Annotated in this window: 18 protein-coding genes and 1 pseudogene; 7 read left to right on the forward strand and 12 right to left on the reverse strand. The window is 72.1% G+C overall.

What is annotated here, in order from left to right:
- Positions 1-2: 2 nt before the first annotated feature.
- From ABZ471_RS12605 to hypE, 3 genes are read left to right on the forward strand one after another with little or no spacing between them, the layout of a single operon-like run.
- Entirely contained in the window at positions 3-293 is a 291-nt protein-coding gene (locus tag ABZ471_RS12605) for a HypC/HybG/HupF family hydrogenase formation chaperone (RefSeq protein WP_359065414.1), read from the forward strand.
- On the forward strand, positions 290-1,435 hold the full coding sequence (gene hypD, locus ABZ471_RS12610) for a hydrogenase formation protein HypD (protein WP_359065416.1): 1,146 nt from the start codon (positions 290-292) through the stop codon (positions 1,433-1,435). Before ABZ471_RS12605 ends, hypD begins: the two co-directional genes overlap by 4 nt.
- On the forward strand, positions 1,428-2,501 hold the full coding sequence (hypE, locus tag ABZ471_RS12615) for a hydrogenase expression/formation protein HypE (RefSeq protein WP_359065418.1): 1,074 nt from the start codon (positions 1,428-1,430) through the stop codon (positions 2,499-2,501). Before hypD ends, hypE begins: the two co-directional genes overlap by 8 nt.
- Positions 2,502-2,561: 60 nt before the next feature.
- On the opposite strand, the gene hypA is transcribed toward hypE, so the two are convergent.
- The 9 genes and pseudogenes from hypA to ABZ471_RS12660 all read right to left on the reverse strand — a co-directional run.
- Positions 2,562-2,909 carry a hydrogenase maturation nickel metallochaperone HypA gene (gene hypA, locus ABZ471_RS12620; protein WP_359065420.1) on the reverse strand — a complete coding sequence of 116 codons (348 nt, stop codon included), beginning with the start codon at positions 2,907-2,909 and terminating at the stop codon, positions 2,562-2,564.
- Positions 2,910-2,916: 7 nt separating this feature from the next.
- A complete protein-coding gene (locus ABZ471_RS12625; protein ID WP_359065422.1) occupies positions 2,917-3,066 on the reverse strand; it encodes a hypothetical protein in 150 nt (49 codons plus the stop codon).
- 50 nt (positions 3,067-3,116) lie between these two features.
- Positions 3,117-3,323 carry a hypothetical protein gene (locus tag ABZ471_RS12630; protein ID WP_359065424.1) on the reverse strand — a complete coding sequence of 69 codons (207 nt, stop codon included), beginning with the start codon at positions 3,321-3,323 and terminating at the stop codon, positions 3,117-3,119.
- 20 nt (positions 3,324-3,343) lie between these two features.
- Entirely contained in the window at positions 3,344-3,934 is a 591-nt protein-coding gene (locus tag ABZ471_RS12635) for a DUF5947 family protein (protein WP_359065426.1), read from the reverse strand.
- Positions 3,931-4,527: a NifU family protein gene (locus ABZ471_RS12640; protein ID WP_359065429.1), complete on the reverse strand. Its 597-nt coding sequence runs from the start codon at positions 4,525-4,527 to the stop codon at positions 3,931-3,933. Before ABZ471_RS12640 ends, ABZ471_RS12635 begins: the two co-directional genes overlap by 4 nt.
- Positions 4,520-6,301, reverse strand: a complete 1,782-nt coding sequence (locus ABZ471_RS12645) for a nickel-dependent hydrogenase large subunit (protein ID WP_359065431.1) — start codon at positions 6,299-6,301, stop codon at positions 4,520-4,522. Before ABZ471_RS12645 ends, ABZ471_RS12640 begins: the two co-directional genes overlap by 8 nt.
- A 64-nt stretch (positions 6,302-6,365) precedes the next feature.
- Entirely contained in the window at positions 6,366-7,427 is a 1,062-nt protein-coding gene (locus ABZ471_RS12650; RefSeq protein WP_359065433.1) for a hydrogenase expression protein HypE, read from the reverse strand.
- 57 nt (positions 7,428-7,484) lie between these two features.
- Positions 7,485-9,050, reverse strand: coding sequence for a hypothetical protein (locus ABZ471_RS12655; protein ID WP_359065435.1), 1,566 nt, complete (start codon positions 9,048-9,050; stop codon positions 7,485-7,487).
- Positions 9,051-9,197: 147 nt separating this feature from the next.
- Positions 9,198-9,826: pseudogene (locus ABZ471_RS12660) on the reverse strand (LysR family substrate-binding domain-containing protein); the annotation flags it as partial.
- Positions 9,827-10,013: 187 nt separating this feature from the next.
- Between ABZ471_RS12660 and ABZ471_RS12665 the strand changes: the two are divergent.
- Positions 10,014-10,841 (forward strand): nucleotidyltransferase domain-containing protein, encoded by an 828-nt coding sequence (locus tag ABZ471_RS12665; protein WP_359065437.1) that lies wholly within the window; start codon positions 10,014-10,016, stop codon positions 10,839-10,841.
- Between the two features lie 16 nt (positions 10,842-10,857).
- On the opposite strand, the gene ABZ471_RS12670 is transcribed toward ABZ471_RS12665, so the two are convergent.
- The 3 genes from ABZ471_RS12670 to ABZ471_RS12680 form a co-directional block, all read right to left on the reverse strand.
- Positions 10,858-11,997, reverse strand: coding sequence for a PP2C family protein-serine/threonine phosphatase (locus ABZ471_RS12670; RefSeq protein WP_359065439.1), 1,140 nt, complete (start codon positions 11,995-11,997; stop codon positions 10,858-10,860).
- A complete protein-coding gene (locus ABZ471_RS12675; RefSeq protein ID WP_359065441.1) occupies positions 11,994-13,115 on the reverse strand; it encodes an FUSC family protein in 1,122 nt (373 codons plus the stop codon). The genes ABZ471_RS12670 and ABZ471_RS12675 overlap by 4 nt, the downstream gene beginning before the upstream one ends.
- Positions 13,116-13,294: 179 nt before the next feature.
- Positions 13,295-13,945 carry a DedA family protein gene (locus ABZ471_RS12680; RefSeq protein WP_359065571.1) on the reverse strand — a complete coding sequence of 217 codons (651 nt, stop codon included), beginning with the start codon at positions 13,943-13,945 and terminating at the stop codon, positions 13,295-13,297.
- 297 nt (positions 13,946-14,242) lie between these two features.
- On the opposite strand from ABZ471_RS12680, the gene ABZ471_RS12685 reads away from it, so the two are divergent.
- From ABZ471_RS12685 to ABZ471_RS12695, 3 genes are all read left to right on the forward strand, one after another.
- Positions 14,243-15,424, forward strand: coding sequence for an ROK family transcriptional regulator (locus ABZ471_RS12685; RefSeq protein ID WP_359065573.1), 1,182 nt, complete (start codon positions 14,243-14,245; stop codon positions 15,422-15,424).
- A gap of 302 nt (positions 15,425-15,726) precedes the next feature.
- Positions 15,727-17,244, forward strand: coding sequence for a sugar ABC transporter ATP-binding protein (locus tag ABZ471_RS12690; RefSeq protein WP_359065443.1), 1,518 nt, complete (start codon positions 15,727-15,729; stop codon positions 17,242-17,244).
- Positions 17,241-18,260 carry an ABC transporter permease gene (locus tag ABZ471_RS12695; RefSeq protein ID WP_359065445.1) on the forward strand — a complete coding sequence of 340 codons (1,020 nt, stop codon included), beginning with the start codon at positions 17,241-17,243 and terminating at the stop codon, positions 18,258-18,260. Before ABZ471_RS12690 ends, ABZ471_RS12695 begins: the two co-directional genes overlap by 4 nt.
- The last annotated feature ends 1 nt before the right edge of the window (position 18,261 follow it).

Consider the following 18,261-nt stretch of genomic DNA (forward strand, 5'->3'; position numbering starts at 1 on the left):
CCATGTGTCTGGCAGTGCCCGGCAAGGTCGTGGCCATCGATGACGGCGCCGACCCGCTCACCGGGCTGATCGACTTCGGCGGAGTCCGGAAGCAGGCGTGCCTCGAGTACCTGCCCGATGTCCGGGTGGGGGAGTACGTCATCGTGCACGTCGGGTTCGCCCTGCAGCGCCTGGACGAGGAATCGGCCCGGGCGTCCCTGGAGCTGTTCGAGCAGCTCGGACTGCTGGAGGAGGAGTTCGGCGACGCCTGGGAGCAGGCCGCCCGGCAGAAGAGCGGGAGTGAGGTCCAGTGAAGTACATCGACGAGTTCAACGACCCGGACCTGGCCCGCCGGCTGCTGGACGAGATCCGCGCCGTGGTCACCCGGCCCTGGGCGCTGATGGAGGTCTGCGGCGGTCAGACCCACTCCATCATCCGCCACGGCATCGACCAACTCCTCCCCGACGAGGTGGAGTTGATCCACGGTCCCGGCTGCCCGGTGTGCGTCACGCCCCTCGACGTCATCGACCAGGCGCTGGAGATCGCGGCACGCCCCGAGGTGATCTTCTGCTCCTTCGGCGACATGCTGCGGGTGCCGGGTACCGACCGCGACCTGTTCCGGGTCAAGGGCGAGGGCGGTGACGTACGGGTCGTGTACTCGCCGCTCGACGCTCTCGACCTCGCCCGCAGGAATCCCGGCCGCCAGGTCGTCTTCTTCGCGATCGGCTTCGAGACGACCGCCCCCGCCAACGCCATGGCCGTACACCAGGCCCGCCGCCTCGGCCTGGACAACTTCAGCCTGCTCGTGTCCCATGTCCGGGTCCCCCCGGCGATCGACGCCATCATGTCGGCCCCCGCCTGCCGGGTGCAGGGCTTCCTCGCCGCCGGGCACGTGTGCAGCGTGATGGGCACCGCCGAGTACCCGGAGCTGGCCGAGAAGCACCGCGTGCCGCTCGTCGTCACCGGCTTCGAACCCCTCGACATCCTCGAGGGCATCCGTCGCGCCGTCCACCAGCTGGAGCGCGGTGAGCACCGGGTGGAGAACGCCTACCCCCGGGCCGTGCGCGACCGGGGCAACCCGGCTGCCCTGCGCATGCTCGAGGAGGTGTTCGAGGTCACCGACCGTAACTGGCGCGGCATCGGCCCCATTCCGGCCAGCGGCTGGCGCCTGACCGACGCCTTCCGCGCCTACGACGCCGAGCACCGCTTCGACGTCAGCGGCATCCGCACCGCGGAACCCGCCGAGTGCCGGGCCGGCGAGGTGCTCCAGGGTCTGATCAAACCGACCGAGTGCGCCGCCTTCGGCACGACCTGCACCCCGCGCACCCCCCTGGGCGCCACCATGGTCTCCAGCGAGGGCGCCTGCGCGGCCTACTACCTGTACCGACGGATGACCGACAGCCCGGCACCGCGGGGATCCCGCATTCCCCAGGAGGAGATGAAACCCGTTGGCTGACCTCGCCACCGAAGCGGCCGTCGACCCCGCGAACTGGACCTGCCCCGCACCCCTGCGCGACCAGCCGGTCGTGGTCATGGGCCACGGCGGAGGCGGCGCCCTGTCCGCCGAACTGATCGAGCAGGTCTTCGCGCCCGCCTACGGCAACCCCATCCTGGCCGCCCTCACCGACTCGGCCGTCCTCGACCTGGGCGGCGCCCGGCTGGCCTTCTCCACCGACTCCTACGTCGTACGGCCGCTGTTCTTCCCCGGCGGCAGCCTGGGTGATCTCGCGGTCAACGGCACCGTCAACGACCTGGCGATGAGCGGTGCCCGACCCGCCTACCTGTCCACCGCCTTCGTCCTGGAGGAGGGCGTGGAACTGGCTGTCGTCGGACGGATCGCCCGTGCCATCGGGGCGGCGGCCGAGGCGGCGGGCGTCATCGTAGCCACGGGCGACACCAAGGTCGTCGAGTCCGGACACGGCGACGGCGTCTACGTCACCACCGCAGGCGTCGGCCTCGTCCCGGACGGGGTCGACATCCGCCCGCAGCGCGCCCGACCGGGCGATGCCGTCCTCGTCAGCGGCCCGATCGGCCTGCACGGTGTGGCGATCATGAGCGTGCGGGAGGGACTGGAGTTCGGGGTCGAGATCGCCTCCGACACCGCGCCCCTGGGCGACCTCGTCGCGGCCATGCTGGCGGTGACCAAGGACATCCACGTCCTGCGCGACCCCACCCGGGGCGGGCTCGGCGCGTCCCTCAACGAGATCGCCCGCGCCTCCGGTACCGGCGTACGGCTGCGGGAGCGCGCCCTCCCGGTCCCGGAGGAGGTCGCGAACGCCTGCGGCTTCCTCGGCCTGGACCCGCTGTACGTCGCCAACGAGGGCCGGCTCGTCGCCTTCGTGCCTCCGGAGCGGGCCGACGCCGTACTGGCCTCCATGCGCGCCCACCCGCAGGGTGCGGGCGCGACGCTCATCGGCGAGTGCGTCGAGGACCACCCGGGCATGGTCGTCGTCGCCACCGGGCTCGGCGGCACCCGAGTGGTGGACCTGCCCCTCGGGGAGCAACTGCCCCGCATCTGCTGAGGGATCCGGACAGCGTTCGGCCCCGCCGGAGCCCCAGGGCACCGGCGGGGCCGAACGTCGTCAGGACGCCGCTTCGACGCCCGTGATCTCCAGCTCTCTCCCGCTGCGCAGGTCCTGCGAGGGCTGGTCGCAGCAGGGGCACCAGAAGAACGGCGGCATGCCCACCGCGAACTCCTCCGCGCACCCGCCGCACCAGGCCCGCGCCGTCACCTGTTCGACGACGAGCCGGGCCGTGGCGAGGGCCGTGCCGTCCCGCGCCACCTCGAAGGCGAAGTGCAGCGCGTCCGGCACGACACCCGCCAGCTCCCCGACCCGGACGGTCACCACCGACACGTCGTCGGCGCCGTCCGTCCGGGCGATCTCCTCGGCCTGCTCCACGATCGCGGTAGCGATCGACAGTTCGTGCACGGCCGGCTCAGGGGTAGCGGCGGTTCGCGCGCAGGCCACCGGTCATCCGGTAGATCCGCAGCTCGCGCACCACGCCCGGCAGCTCCTTCAAGAACAGGGCCAGCGCCAGACCGCCCACCAGAGCGGCCTGTGCGATCAGCACCTGACGTCCCGACATCACTGTCCTCCCTGTTCGGCGGCGTTTGTCCACGCTCACTCCCTGCCCTCTCATCCCGGTGAGATGTTCGGCATGGCGTCAAGCAGGGCGTCATGCCGCTTCCAGTGGATCCCCGTGGAACGGCGGGCGTCCGAGGTGCCGTCCTCGTGGAATCCGGTCTGATGGTGGTGCGGGCCCTTGTTGCCCTGGTGCAGGCCCGGGACGTGACTGGGCGTGTCGGGCCTCGCCTGCGGGCGGCCCACTCTGATGGTGCCCATGGTGGTCTCCTTTCTGGGCTTCACGATCGCTCGGTGAGCTGCGCGAAGAACCGCTCCACGGCCGGCCAGACCCGCTCGCCGCCGGACAGGCCCCGCCACTCCCGGCGAACGAGGGCGACCATCCGGAAGCAGTCGTCGACCGGCACGATCCAGTGCTCGTCGAGGCCCCGCACCGTGTTCACCAGCAGGGCCTCCACATCGGGTTCCATGGACGCGAGCTGCGGAAACGTGGCGATCAGCCGCTGCCAGGCGGCCGCGTCCACCTCCCAGCGCATGGCCCCGGCCGGGCTCGGCCCCTGCGCGGTGACCGTGCCGTCGGAGCGCGGCACGAAGAACACCAGACCCACCGGCACGCCCAGCACCGCCGTGTCGACGGGCGGCAGCCGGAGCCGGCGCCGGGGCACGAGCCGGTGGCGTCCCTCGCCCGCCCCGTCGTCGGCGAACAGTACCGAGCAGGGTCCGCACACGCACCGCACCTCGGCGGCCGAGATGTCGTACAGATGGGGGTGCTCGTCGGCCGTCGGGGCGGCGCACAGGTCGCACACCTCGGCCTCCGCCGCCCGGCCGGCGGCCGAGCGGATGACGCGGGCGAGCGCTCCGTCGACGGTCACCGTGCCTCCTGCGGCTGCGGCTGCGGCTGCGGCTGGGGCTGCGGAGCGGTGCGGCGCTTCAGCGTCGTCAGAGGGACGAAGGCCGGGGCCGCCCGGCGCTCGGCGACGACCGGTTCCATGGTCTCCAGCTCCGGGGCGGCGGCCAGCACCGCCGCGCGGACGGCCTCGGTGACGTCCGCCGACCCGCTGCCGCACCCGGAGCCGCATCCGCCGCCTGCACTGACCCGCACCCGGGCCGTCCGTCCCTCGACGCCGGCCCACTCCAGGTCACCGCCGCGTTCGCGGACCGCGGGCCGGAGCCGCTCGACCGCTCGGGCGGCCCGGCGCTCGGCCGGCTCGGGGTGGACGGCGTGCAGCACCAGCAGGTGCCCCAGCAGCTCGTCCTCGGCCAGGCGCTCGCGCAGCCGCTCGTCCGCGAGGTCCAGGACCCGGGCGAGCGCCTCGCCGTAGACCTCGGTCAGCAGCGTCACGGACTCCAGCGCCTCGCGGGCGACCGGCCCGGGCGCGGACTCCAGCCCGGCCAGCACCTCGTCGAGCCGGGCGAGCCGCGCCTCCACCGCACGGTCCGGGAGCCTTACGGTCTGGTCAGCCACGACCCGCTCCGTACGTGGGCGAGTGCACCGTGGACAGCGTCCTGCCCTTGCCGACGTACATGTGCACCCCGCAGGGCAGACAGGGGTCGAAGCTGCGCACGGTGCGCATGATGTCGACGCCCTTGAAGTCGTCCGGCCCGTTCTCCTCGAAGATCGGCTGTCCCTGGACGGCGTCCTCGTACGGCCCCGGGGTGCCGTAGATGTCGCGGGGGCTGGCGTTCCAGGGGGTCGGCGGGTACGGGTGGTAGTTGGCGATCTTCTTGTCCCGGATCACCAGGTGGTGCGAGAGGACACCGCGCACCGCCTCGTGGAAGCCGCAGCCGATCGCCTCGTCGGGCACCTCGAAGTTCTCGTACACCTTGGTGTCGCCGTTGCGGAGCATGCCCATCGCCTCCTCCAGGAACTGCAGGGCCATGGCGGCGGCGTAGGCGACGAAGTACGGCCGGGCACGGTCCCTCTCAATGGTGTTGCTCCACTTCGGGATGTGCCACTCCAGCGTGGTCTCCGGCAGTGACTCGCCCTTGGGGAGCGAGATGCGCACGCTGTGCCCGGTGGACTTGATGTACGGCGTGTCGACCAGGCCGCTCAGCGCGGTCGTCCACAGGCGGGCGAGCGGCCCGCCGCCCGTGTCCAGTGCCAGGTGGTCACCGGTCTCCGGGTGGTACCAGCGCGGGCTCATCACCCAGCTGTACTTGCCGTCGAACTCGCGCTTCTGCGGCACCGGCACGGTGGTCTGGTTCCACGGGTGGCGCATGTCGACGGGGTTGCCGAGCGGGTCGTGGGTGACGAAGGGCTGCTCGTTGACCCAGTCCTCGTAGAAGGAGCTGCCGAGCATGATCCGCAGACCGAGGTTGATGTCGATCAGGTTGTTGGTGACGAGCTTGCCGTCCACGACGATGCCGGGGGTGACGTACATCGCCTTGCCCCACTCGTTCATCGTCGCGTAGCGGTAGTCGACGACGTCCGGGTTCTGCCAGGCGCCCCAGCAGCCGAGCAGGATGCGGCGCTTGCCGACCTCCTCGTAGCCGGGCAGCGCCTCGTAGAAGAAGTCGAAGACGTCGTCGTTCATCGCCACCGCCTTCTTGACGAAGTCGATGACGTGCATGAGCCGGCTGAGGTAGTCGGTGAAGGTGTTCGGCTGCGGCATCGTGCCGACCCCGCCCGGGTACAGTGTCGACGGGTGGACGTGCCGCCCCTCCATCAGGCAGAACATCTCCCGGGTGACCCGGCTGACCTTCAGGGCCTCCTTGTAGACCTCGCCCTCGAAGGGGTTGAAGGCCTTCATGATGTCGGCGATGGTCCGGAAACCGTGGATGTCCCCGCGAGGCGCGTTCGTGCGCTCGGCACGGGCCAGGACACCGGGGTTGGTGGCCTTGACCATCGCCTCGCAGAAGTCCACGAACACCAGGTTGTCCTGGAAGATCGTGTGGTCGAACATGTACTCGGCCGCCTCGCCGAGGTTGGTGATGTGCTCGGCGAGCTTCGGCGGCTTGACGCCGTAGGCCATCTGCTGGGCGTAGTTGGAGCACGTGGTGTGGTTGTCGCCGCAGATGCCGCAGATGCGCGAGGTGATGAAGCCCGCGTCGCGCGGGTCCTTGCCCTTCATGAACACCGAGTAGCCGCGGAACAGCGACGAGGTGCTGTGACACTCCACGACTTCCCGGTTGGCGAAGTCGATCTTCGTGTAGATGCCCAGGTTGCCGATGATCCGGGTGATCGGATCCCAGGACATGTCCACGATCTGCTCGGGCTTGCGTTTGGCGGAGGTGGTCATCTGCGGTACTGCCCCTCGCTGTTCGGGTTCGGCGGATCGGTGGCTGGATGCGGGAAGGACGGGGTCACGGGCGGTAGCGTGGGTCGTAACCGCTGGTCAGCTTCTGCTTGTTGTGGCGCCACTTGGGCTCGTGATTGACCACGTCGTTGGTCAGGCCGCGCAGCCGGCGGATGATGGCCCCGTACGGCTTGACGGCGAGGGTCGACAGCGTCGCCCCGGGCGGCTCGTCCATGAACGGCATGAACGCGTCGGGGAAGCCGGGCATCGTGCAGCCGATGCAGATACCACCGACGTTCGGACAGCCGCCGACACCGGCCATCCAGCCGCGCTTGGGCACGTTGCAGTTGACGACCGGGCCCCAACAGCCGGTCTTCACCAGGCACTTGGGCGAGTTGTAGTCGAGGCCGAAGTCGGCCTGCTCGTAGTAGGAGCCCCGGTCGCAGCCTTCGTGCACGGTCTTCCCGAACAGCCACTGCGGACGCAGCATGTGGTCCAGCGGCGGCGGAGGAGCCGTGCCGGCCGCGTGCTGGAGCACCCAGATGAGGGTCTCCATGAAGTTCTCGGGCTGGATGGGGCAGCCGGGCACGTTGACGACCGGGAGCCCCGCCAGGGACTTGAACTCCCAGCCCAGGTAGTCCGCGAGACCCATGCAGCCCGTGGGGTTGCCGGCCATGGCGTGGATGCCGCCGAAGGTCGCACAGGTGCCGGCCGCCACCACCGCCCAGGCCTTCGGGGCGAGCTGGTCGATCCACCAGTTCAGGGTCTGCGGCTCACCGGTCTCCGGGTCGTTGCCGAAGGACGTCCAGTAGCCTTCGCCGTCGATGATGTTCTGGTTCGGGATCGAACCCTCGATGACGAGGATGAACGGGGACAGGTCACCGCGGGCCGCCGCCCGGTACGGGGCGAGGAAGTCCTCGCCGCCGAGGCTCGGCGAGAGCACCTTGTTGACCAGGTTGACCTTCGGCAGGCCCGGGATGAGGCCGAGCACCACGTCCTCGATGGAGGGCTGGTCGGCGGCCGTCAGGGAGACGGTGTCGCCGTCACAGCTCATGCCCTCGGAGATCCAGAGGATGTGGATCTCGTCGATCCCCGTGCGCTCCTCGGTGGTACTGCTCTGGGTGCTCATGTCGTAGGCCTTTGCTGCAGTCGGTCACGGAGTCGGACTTGGGCGTGCGCCGTCGGGTCAGGGGCGTCCATCGAGCCGTCCCTCCTCCGGCCCGCCGGCCGGACGTCGGGGCCGCGGGGACTGCGGCCGGGGTGGGTGGACCGGGTCCGCGGGAGCCGGCGCGTCCGCGTGTGCGAGCGGTTCGACCTCGTCGGGCCGGAAGTAGTGGAAGCGGCCGTACCAGCCGTGCAGTTCGGCCGCGGGATCGTCGTCGACGGTCACCGCGAGGTGCACGCTGCCGTCCACGTCGTGGAAGAGCGCCGCGACCCGGGCGCTCCGGCCGGCCAGGAACATGTCCTGGGCGTCGGCACCCCGGACGCGCGGCCGCAGCCGTACCCGGCTGCCGCCTCGGACGGGGACGCCGTCCACGAAGACCGTGTCGGTCGTCGGGGACAGCCCCTCGTCGGCGCCCTCCTGCCACCAGGCGGGCCGCTCGGCGGGGACCTCGGGGGCGGCGGGCGCGACCGGGGTCAGCGAGCGGATGGCGCCGTGCAGCCGGGCGAATACCTCGTCCGGCATGGTGTCGACCCGGTCGAGGATCCGCGCGGCACGCGGGTCGGTGGCCCGCGCCTCGGCCTTCTCCTCGTCCGTCAGAAGCATCGTGCGCAAGGTCAGGATCTCGTCGATCTCCGCCGCGTCGTGGAGATCGCCCGGACTCTCCGGCGCCACCTGCGGGCGGTCCGGGAGGATGATCGGGGAGGACAGGACGACCCGACCGATGGGCCCCGTCTCCTGCGGCTCGCCGCCCAGGACGGGAAAGGTGAACGCGTTGCGGCACTCGCGCACGGACTCCTGGAGGCCGGCGGGCGGGTCGGTCGGCGAGACGAACTCCACGCCCTCGCCGCCGAGGAGGGTGTGCGCGGCGAGCAGCGCCTGCCGCAGCGCGTCGCCCCGAGCGGCCCCGGCATCCGGCGCGTGCCCGGTGTTCTCGGTGCGCACGCGCAGCCGGCACAGGCCGTCGGCGACCGGCTCGGCCGCGGCCGTCGTCCGCGCCCGGACCTCCTCGCGTCGCCGTACCACTCGCCCGGCGCCCCCGGGCAGCGGCTGCGCCTCCTCGCCCGGCGGCGCCCCGGCCGTGGCGACGCACTCGCCCCGCAGCAGATCCTCCAGCGGCCACTCGAAGCGGACCTCGTGCGGCACCGCCTCGTCGAAGGTGAGATGGGCCGTCCCGTCGTCCGTCCGCAACGACTCGACCGGATGGCACCGGCCGTCCGCACCGGTCTTCTGCACCTGCTTGTGCTGCATCTGCAGGTAGCGCACCCGCACTTGTACGACGGCCCCGGGCCGCTGTACGCGCAGGAGGCACTCGGTCTGCTGGTACCAGGAATCCGCCGAGCCGGAGATGCCCGGGGTGACGGGTCCCTCCGCCTCCGCCCAGTTCCGGGGCAGCAGTACACCGAACTGCCAGCGGACGCGGTTCTTGGTCGAGGAACGGCGGTACGGGTAGAGGAGGTACCCCTCGTAGAGGACGGCATCGGCGACGCCGCTCAGCTGCGCGAAGGCATCGCCCGAGCCGGCGTACGACGCGTCGTCGTCCGCCACGGCGGCACCTGCCGCGCCCCTCACGCCGCCTGTCCGAGCCATTCCGCCTCCTCGTCAGAGATGCACCCGCGCATCCCTTCCACCACGGTCACACCGCTCACGGACCCTCGCCCTTCCGGCGGAGCGGGATTGCTCCGGGCAGGGGACAAGAACACGCTGAGCAGTCGATCCCGCAGGAGGCCGGGCGGCTCAGGCCCGCTTCGCGAGGTCGAGGCAGCACCGGACGAAGTCCTGCACCACCGGATTGCGGTCGTCGGCGGGGGTCCAGGCGCCCGTCACCGTGTGGGGCTCACACCGGTGACCGGGCGGTAGACCACGCCGGGGCGGGCGTGGAACCGTGCGGCGGACTGCGGTGCGAGGGCGATGCCGTACCCGTTGGCGATCGCGCTCAGCCAGTCGTCGGGCTGCTCGGTGACCGCGCCGACCCGCACGGGGTGGCCCTCGCGCTCGTCGGCGGCCAGCCAGAAGTCGCGCCACGCGCCACGCGCCGCTGTCTCCGGCGGGGCGGCGACGAACGGCTCGTCCCACAGGTCGCGGAACGCGATCGTCTCCCGCGCGGCCAGCGGGTGCGTGCCGGGCAGGGCGACCCAGCGCGGTTCGGCGAAGAGCGGCTCGAAGCGCAGAGCCTCCTGGCCCGGGAAGGGCAGCCGCAGCAGCGCGGCGTCCACGTCCCCGGTGGCCAGGCCGGCGCTGGGGTTCGTCCAGGGCGCCTGGCGCAGCTCGGTACGCCGGCCCGGCCGGCGTCGGGTGAACGCGGCGACGATCTCCTGCGTCGCCTCGTTGGCCGCGCTCGCCACGAACCCGACGCGGAGCGCGCGCGGCCTGCGTCGCGTGCAGGGCGGAGTCCCATGCCTGCCCTCCTCGGCGACGGCCAGGAAGGAGTTCCTGGCACTGGCGGTGGGATCCCTGGCCCTCGCGGCGCTGCACTGGGTGCCACGGCGAAAGGGCGGGAGGTGTGACCGCACACGGGGTCGGTGGCATCCCTGATCGTCTAGCGTGGCCGTCATGGCATGGGCTGCGCTTCCTGAAGAGGTCCGTCGATCGGTCGAGACCTACCTGCAGTTGACCGACGAGGCGGTCCCGGGGCTGGTGGAGGGCCTGTATCTGCACGGGTCGCTCGCGTACGGCGACTTCCGTCCCGGGCGGAGTGACATCGACTTCCTGGCGGTGCTGAGCGAGCGTCCTTCGGCCGGGTCGGTGGAGGCACTGCGCGGGGTCTTCCATGAGCTGAGCGAGCGTCATCCACAGCCGCACTTCGACGGGTTGCACGTCACGCACGCGGATCTGGCCGGCCCGCCACAGGCCTGCCCGGACGTGCCGTGCGTCCTGGAGTGGGACTTCCAGCCGGCGGGCCGCCGTGCCTGCAACCCCGTCACCTGGCACGAACTCGCCCGGCAAGCCGTTGTGGTGCGGGGTCCGCGGTTGACGGCGAACGACATCTGGGCGGACCAGAGTGTTCTGCGCGCCTACTCCCACGCCAATCTGTCCACGTTCTGGACGCCGTCGCTCGACGAACTCCGCGCGGGGGAGGACTGGGTGCTCTCCGGCCCGCCCGAGCGGGGCGAGTGGGTCACCGCGTGGTTCGTGCTCGGTGTCGCGCGCCTGCATCACCTGCTGGCCACCGACCGGCTCACGTCCAAGACCGGCGCCGGGCAACACGCTCTTACCGCCTTCGGCGAGCGCTGGCATCCCATCGTCGGCGAAGCACTCCGCATACGCACCGGCTCCGGTGCGGGGACCCCCGCGTACGGGGGCGAGCCGCTCGCGCGGCTGCGGGACACCGTCGCGTTCGCGGCGATGGCGATCGAGGAGGGACGCAAGCTCGTGCCCTAGGTCCTGTCGGACGCTGTCACGGCAGCCGTTCCAGTGCCACCAGCGCCGCGTCGTGGCCGAGGTCGCCGTCGACGTGGTGGAGGAGGGCGTGCCGGAGGGCGGAGACCATGGACGGCAGGGGGCGGTGGGCGTGCGCGCGGGCATGGGCGGGCAGGTCGTAGAACCGGCCCAGCCGGTCCCGGGCCTCGATGAACCCGTCCGTGTAGAGGAGGAGCCGGTCGCCCGGGGAGAACGGCACCGTCTGCGCGACCGGTGCCGCGTCCAGGAGGTCGCCGAGCCCGAGGGGCGCCCCGGGGCGGCCGGGCTCGTGGGAACGGACCTCGCCCGCCCGGACGAGGAGCGGTTCGGGATGGCCGCAGCGGACGATGCGCGCCACCGCCTCGCCGGGCGGGAACTCCACCAGCAGCGCGGTTGCGAACCGTTCCGTGAACAGCGCGCCCGTGCCCTGGCCGTCCAGCGCCGCGATCTGCCGCCGAGCGTGCTGGTCCAGCCGCTCGGCCACCTCGGTCAGGGACACCTCACGGTCGGCCAGTTCGCGGAACGCGCCGAGCAGGTTCGCGGCGGACTCGACGGCCGTCAGCCCCTTGCCCCGCACGTCGCCGACGAGGATCCGGGTGCCGTACGGAGTCTGCAGCGCCTCGTAGAAGTCGCCGCCGATCCGCGCCTCCGAGTCGGCCGGCAGATACACGCCGCACAGGGCCACCGAGTGGATCCGGTCGGGGAGCGGGTGCATCAGCGCTCGCCGGGCGGTCTCCGCGACGGAGCGGATCCGGCGCAGCCGCCGTTCTCGGCGCCGGTGCAGGGCGCACGCGGCGAGGGAGGCGAGCCCGACCACGGCCAGGCTGCCCAGGACGACGTCCGAGTCCGGGCGGCCGAGCCGGCCCGAGACCAGCTGCAGCAGCGCGGTCACGCAGAGCGCCGCGCCGGCCAGGGCCGCCGTCGCCCACAGCGGGAGCAGGGCGGTGGCCAGGACCGGCACGGCGGCCATCACCGGCGAGACGTGCAGCCAGTCGGGCGTGAGGAGGTCGGTGACGGCGACGGCCACCAGGAGCAGGACGGGGGTCAGTGCCAGTAGGCGACGGGACCCGGCCGGGGTGTGGTGCGGTGCGGTGGCGTCCGTGCCGGGGTGGCGGTGATCGGTGGGGCGGGAGGTCATCGTCGCCGGGAGGGCCGGAGCGGGCCGGTCGTCCGGTGGTGTCGGCCCGGTGGCCGGACGGGGGCGGGCACGGACGTCGTCAGGCAGGACAGGACCGCATCCAGGTGACGGACGAGATGGCGGTCCTCGTCGCGGTCGACCGGCGGATCGCAGCCGGGCCTGCCGAGACGCGCGAGGGCGTGCCGTGCGGCGGGCAGAGCGGGGTGGGGCCGGCCGCCCCGGCAGTCGTAGACGCACAGGGCCGTCGTACGCAGCAGCCGCGCGTACGGCTGTGCGAAGCCGTCGGCGGGCGCGGGGCTCACCGCGTCGGGCCGGCCCACCGCGGACTGTGCGTCCAGCAGCCGTCCCGCGGCGCACACCTGCTGTTCCACATCGGCCAGCGCCCGCAGGACACGACCGTCCAGGTGCCAGCGACGGCGCCGCGCTGTCGGCCGTACGTTCCACCGCATGCTCTCGTGCGCCTCGTCCACGGCGGTACGCGCGTCCGCCAGCGCGGTGTCGAGTTCGTGCTCCCAGGCGGATCCGAGCACGTTCTGTGGCCGTTCCCGCCGGGTGAGGGCGTCGGCCAGACCGTCGAGGTGACGGGCGAGCTGCGTGCGCAGTCTCTCCAGCGCCCGCTCCGCCGATCGCACCCGCACGGCCGGGAACAGCAACGCGCTGCACGCCAGACCGATGGCTATGCCCAGCATGATCTCCGCGACGTGGGAGGCCAGCTCGGCGGGATGACGGCCGCGGACCAGCGCGAAGGTGATCAGCGCCGTCGTCGGCAGATGCAGTCCCTGGTGGCCGAGGAACTCGCGCCGGGCCAGCAGGGCCGAGGCGAAGACGACGACGCCGAGCCCCGCCATGCCGGGCTCGGCGAACAGGGCGGCCGGCACGGCGATGACGACGCCGAGCAGGCACCCGGCCGCGTACCGGGCCGCCGCGGTGACCGTGCGTACCACCGTCGCCTCGACGATGAGCAGTGCCGCCACGGCGCCGACGTACGGGTGGGGGGTGTGCAGCAGGGTCACACACACCTGCCAGGTCAGCCCGGCCGCCACGGTCGCCCGCGCGGCATCGGCGCAATCGGTTCGGCCGATCGGCATCGCAAGGGCGTTCTTCGGTGCGCTGCGCATGCCTTCCCTGTTCCTTCCCTCCGCCCGACTTCCCGAGCCTGCGGGGCAGGTACGGGACAACAGCCGCCCAGGGTAATCGGACAAAAGGGATATATGGCAAATAGTGGGCAAGGGATTCGCCGGATCGGATCGGTGATCGGGGCGCCTCGGATTCGGGGAGCGCGGACGCGTCACTGACGTCAACTGCCGGTCGGGCGTGAGCGGTCCCGTCGTTCGCGGCGTGTGTGCCGGGCCTCCGTCAGCAGGGGCAGCAGGGAGAGGGCGACGATCACGGCGACCACCGGCAGCAGGTAGTGGTCGACGGGGGAGACCGACGAACCCAGGAGATAGCCGGCGAGGACCAGGCTCTGGGACCAGAGCAGGCCGCCGACCGTCTGCCAGAGGGTGAACGTCCGCAGGGGCACGCCCAGGGCGCCGGCCGCCGGGTGCAGAACCGTCCGCAGCATCGGGACGAAGCGGCCGATCACGAGCGCCTTGCGGTATCCGTAGCGGGCCAGGAGCCGCTCCGCCCGTGCCGCGTTCTCCTGTACGCGGCGGTTCGAGGTGCGGGCCAGCAGCGGGCGCCCGCCGTGCCGCCCGAGCAGATATCCCACCTGAGCGCCCGCCACGGCGCCCACGGCCGCGCACAGCAGCACCTGCCACAGCTCCAGCCGCGGCGCGTGTCGGGCGGTTGCCGCGCACAGTACGCCGGCCGGGAACAGGAGCGTGTCACCCGGCAGGAAGAAGCCGACGACCAGCAGGCCCGACTCGGCGAAGATCACCACCAGGACGCCCAGCGCGCCGAAGGCAGCGAGCAGCGAGGCGCTGTCCGTCGGGTTGACGGCGATCACCGCCCTCGCCTCCCGGCCCTGCTCGTCGGTCGCTTTCCCCAAGTGTCACGTGGCAGCGGCCGGGGCGCCCGGAGGGCTGCGGACTCCTGCCCTGCCGCGCAGGCGAGCGGCCACGTGCGGGAGCGTCGCGGACGCATGCGGTGACGCGAGCCCCCAGCTGGCCTTTGTCCTGAGAGTGGAGAAAGTAGGCGGTAATCCTTGTTCAACTTCTTCCCAGGTCCGGCAGCCGCTGCTACTTTCCCTACGAAAGCCAGACACTGGTGGCCGAATACTGGCGGGGAGGGGCTCGTGAGACGTATGACGGCACGACCGGCGAACGCGCACCAGGCCCGCCTGCTCAAGCTCCTGCGCGACGGCGGACCCAACTCCCGTGCCCAGCTCGGCGACCAGGTCGACCTGTCCCGGTCCAAGCTGGCCGTGGAGGTGGACCGGCTGCTGGAGACGGGCCTGGTGGTGGCCGACGGACTCGCCGCCTCGCGCGGCGGCCGCCGCTCCCACAACGTCCGGCTCAATCCGAGCCTCAGGTTCCTCGGCGTCGACATCGGCGCGACCTCGGTCGACGTCGCCGTCACCAACGCCGAGCTGGAGATCCTCGGCCACCTCAACCAGCCGATGGATGTCCGTGAGGGACCCGTCGCGGTCTTCGAGCAAGTCCTGGACATGGCCGGAAAGTTGAAGGCCACCGGGCTCGCCGAGGGCTTCGACGGAGCCGGCATCGGCGTCCCCGGACCCGTGCGCTTCCCCGAGGGCGTCCCGGTCGCCCCGCCGATCATGCCCGGCTGGGACGGTTTCCCCGTACGGGAGGCGCTCAGCCAGGAACTCGGCTGCCCGGTCATGGTCGACAACGACGTGAACCTCATGGCCATGGGGGAACAGCACGCCGGGGTCGCCCGCACCGTCGCCGACTTCCTCTGCGTCAAGATCGGCACCGGTATCGGCTGCGGCATCGTCGCCGGCGGAAAGGTCCACCGGGGCACCACCGGCAGCGCCGGGGACATCGGCCACATCCAGGCCGTACCCGACGGCCGTCCCTGCGCCTGCGGCAACCGGGGCTGTCTGGAAGCCCACTTCAGCGGCGCCGCCCTGGCCCGTGACGCGGTGCAGGCGGCCGGACAGGGCCTGTCCGCCGAACTCGCGGCCCGGCTGGCGGCGAACGGCACCCTCACCGCCGTCGACGTCGCCGCCGCGGCCGCCGCGGGCGACGCCACCGCGCTCGACCTGATCCGCGAGGGCGGCACCCGCGTCGGCCAGGTCATCGCGGGACTCGTCTCCTTCTTCAACCCCGGCCTGGTGGTGATCGGCGGCGGGGTGACCGGCCTCGGCCACACCCTGCTCGCCGCGATCCGCACCCAGGTCTACCGCCAGTCGCTGCCTCTGGCGACCGGCAACCTGCCCATCGTCCTGGGGGAGTTGGGCGGGAGCGCCGGCGTGATCGGCGCAGCCCGCCTGATCAGCGATCACCTCTTCTCACCCGCCTAGGCGACCACCGCCCACCCGTCCGAACCGACCTCACCGCGTCGACTGACTCGTGTAGCCACGCGAACACGCCACACCCGAGCGACCTCCCTCGCTCCTAGGCAACCGCACCTGCCCCGCACACACCTGTCCCTGCGTGAGCGCACCTGCCCCGCGCGCACTCAACCGCCCCAGCGTGACCCCACCCGCCCCGGCACGAACACCGCTCGCCCCGCCTGAAGTACGCCTGTGCCCGGTCGCACGCGGCCGGTCGCCGGCGCAGCACGCCCTGAAACCGGCCCGCACGCCCGCCGAGGGGAACCCACATGGCTTCAGAACCACCGCTGCTCAGCATGTCCGGGATCACCAAGTCGTTCCCCGGCGTCCGCGCCCTGGACGGCGTCGACCTCGACGTCCAGGCCGGTGAAGTGCACTGCCTGCTCGGCCAGAACGGCGCCGGCAAGTCCACGCTCATCAAGGTCCTGGCCGGCGCCCACCAGCCGGACGGCGGCACCGTCCGCTGGCGCGGCGAGCCCGTCACCCTGCGCTCGCCGATCGCCGCCATGCGCCTCGGCATCGCCACCATCTACCAGGAACTCGACCTGGTGGAGCACCTGTCGGTGGCCGAGAACGTCCACCTCGGCCACGAGCCGACCGCCGCCGGGTTCGTCGTACGCGGAAAGGCGGCGCGCTCCTCGACCGGACGGCTGCTGAAGCGGCTCGGGCATCCGGAGATCGATCCGGCCCGCCGGGTCGGGGAGTTGTCCGCGGCCCAGCAGCAGATCGTCTCCATGGCCCGGGCCCTCTCCCACGACGTGCGCCTCATCGTGATGGACGAGCCGTCCGCGGCGCTCGACCCGGACGAGGTCGACAACCTGTTCCGCATCGTCGGCGACCTCACCGCGGACGGCGTCGCCGTCGTCCACATCTCCCACCGCCTGGAGGAGATCCGGCGCATCGGCGACCGGGTGACCGTGCTCAAGGACGGGCGGGCGGTCGCGGGGGGACTGCCCGCCAAGACCACCCCGACCAGGGACGTCGTCGCCCTGATGACCGGGCGCAACGTCGAGTACGTCTTTCCCGCGCGGCCACCGGCACCGCCCGAAAGCGAACCCGTGCTCCAGGTCCGCGGACTGGCCCGCGACGGCGAGTTCGCGCCGCTCGACCTCGACGTACGGCCGGGGGAGATCGTCGGCCTCGCCGGTCTCGTCGGCTCCGGGCGATCGGAGATCCTGGAGACGGTCTACGGGGCACGGAAGCCCACGGCAGGGCAAGTCCTCGTGGACGGGCGGGCGTTGAGGACCGGCAGCGTGCGCGCGGCCGTGCGCGCCGGGCTCGGGCTCGCCCCCGAGGAGCGCAAGGCACAGGCGCTGCTGATGCTGGAGTCCGTCACCCGGAACGTCTCGGTCTCCACCCTCTCCCGCTTCTCCCGCGCCGGCTGGATCGACCGGGGCGCCGAGCGGCGCGCCGCACGCGCCGCCACCCGCGAACTGTCGTTGCGGCCCGACAACCCGGACGCGCCCGTACGCGCCCTGTCCGGCGGCAACCAGCAGAAAGCCGTTCTCGCCCGCTGGCTGCTGCGCGGCTGCCGTGTCCTGCTGCTGGACGAACCCACCCGCGGTGTCGACGTCGGGGCCCGCGCCGAACTGTACGCGGTGGTCCGCCGGCTGGCCGTCGAAGGCCTCGCCGTGCTCCTCGTCTCCAGCGAGGTGCCCGAGGTCCTCGGCCTCGCCGACCGCGTGCTGGTGCTCCGCGAGGGCCGGGTCGTGCACACCGCACCCGCTCGGGAGCTGGACGAACACCGAGTCCTCGACCTCGTCATGGAAGGAAGCCCGGCGTCATGACGCAGCCCGTCTCCCCGCCCCGGGAAGCCGCCGACAAGATCCCGTCGACGGGTCATCTCCCGCCCTGGCGTGGCCTGCTGGCCCGCGCCGACGTCCGCACCCTGTCACTGCTCGGCGTGCTCGCCGTACTCGTCGTCATCGGAGGGATCACCAAACCCGACGAGTTCCTGGACACCCGCAACCTCCAACTCGTCCTCACCCAGGCGTCGGTGATCGGCGTGGTCACCGTCGGCATGACCTTCGTCATCACCTCCGGCGGCATCGACCTCTCCGTCGGCGCGATCGTCGCCCTCGCCTCCGTGTGGGCGACCACGGTCGCCACGCAGGAGTACGGCTTCGCGGGCATCCTCTTCACCGCGGTGGTCGTCGGACTCGGCTGCGGACTGGTCAACGGGCTGCTCATCGCCTACGGCGGGATGGTCCCGTTCATCGCCACCCTCGCCATGCTGGCCTCGGCACGCGGCCTCGCGCTGCAGATCACCGACGGCCGCACCCAGATCGTCACCGTCGACGGCGTCCTCGGGCTCGGCGAGCGAGACGCCTACGTCCTGGGCGTCCCGCCGCTCGTCCTGGTGTTCGCGATCGTGACGATCGTCGGCTGGCTCCTGCTCAACCGCACCACCTTCGGCCGCCGCACGGTCGCCGTCGGCGGCAACGCCGAGGCCGCCCGGCTCGCCGGCATCGACGTCCGCCGCCAGCGGCTCTACCTCTACCTGCTGTCCGGGCTGTGCTGCGGCATCGCCGCCTTCCTGCTGATCGTGCTCTCCGGCTCCGGCCAGAACACCAACGGCAACCTCTACGAACTCGACGCCATCGCCGCCGCGATCATCGGCGGCACCCTGCTCAGCGGGGGCCGCGGCACCATAACCGGCTCCGTGCTCGGCGTGCTGGTCTTCACCACCATCACCAACATCTTCGCCCTGAACAACCTGCAGAGCGACGTCCAGCAGATCGCCAAGGGCGCGATCATCGTCGCTGCCGTCCTGGTCCAGCACCGCACCGCCAGAACGACCTGAG

The organism is Streptomyces sp. NPDC005728 (assembly GCF_040630895.1).
Taxonomy (GTDB): domain Bacteria; phylum Actinomycetota; class Actinomycetes; order Streptomycetales; family Streptomycetaceae; genus Streptomyces.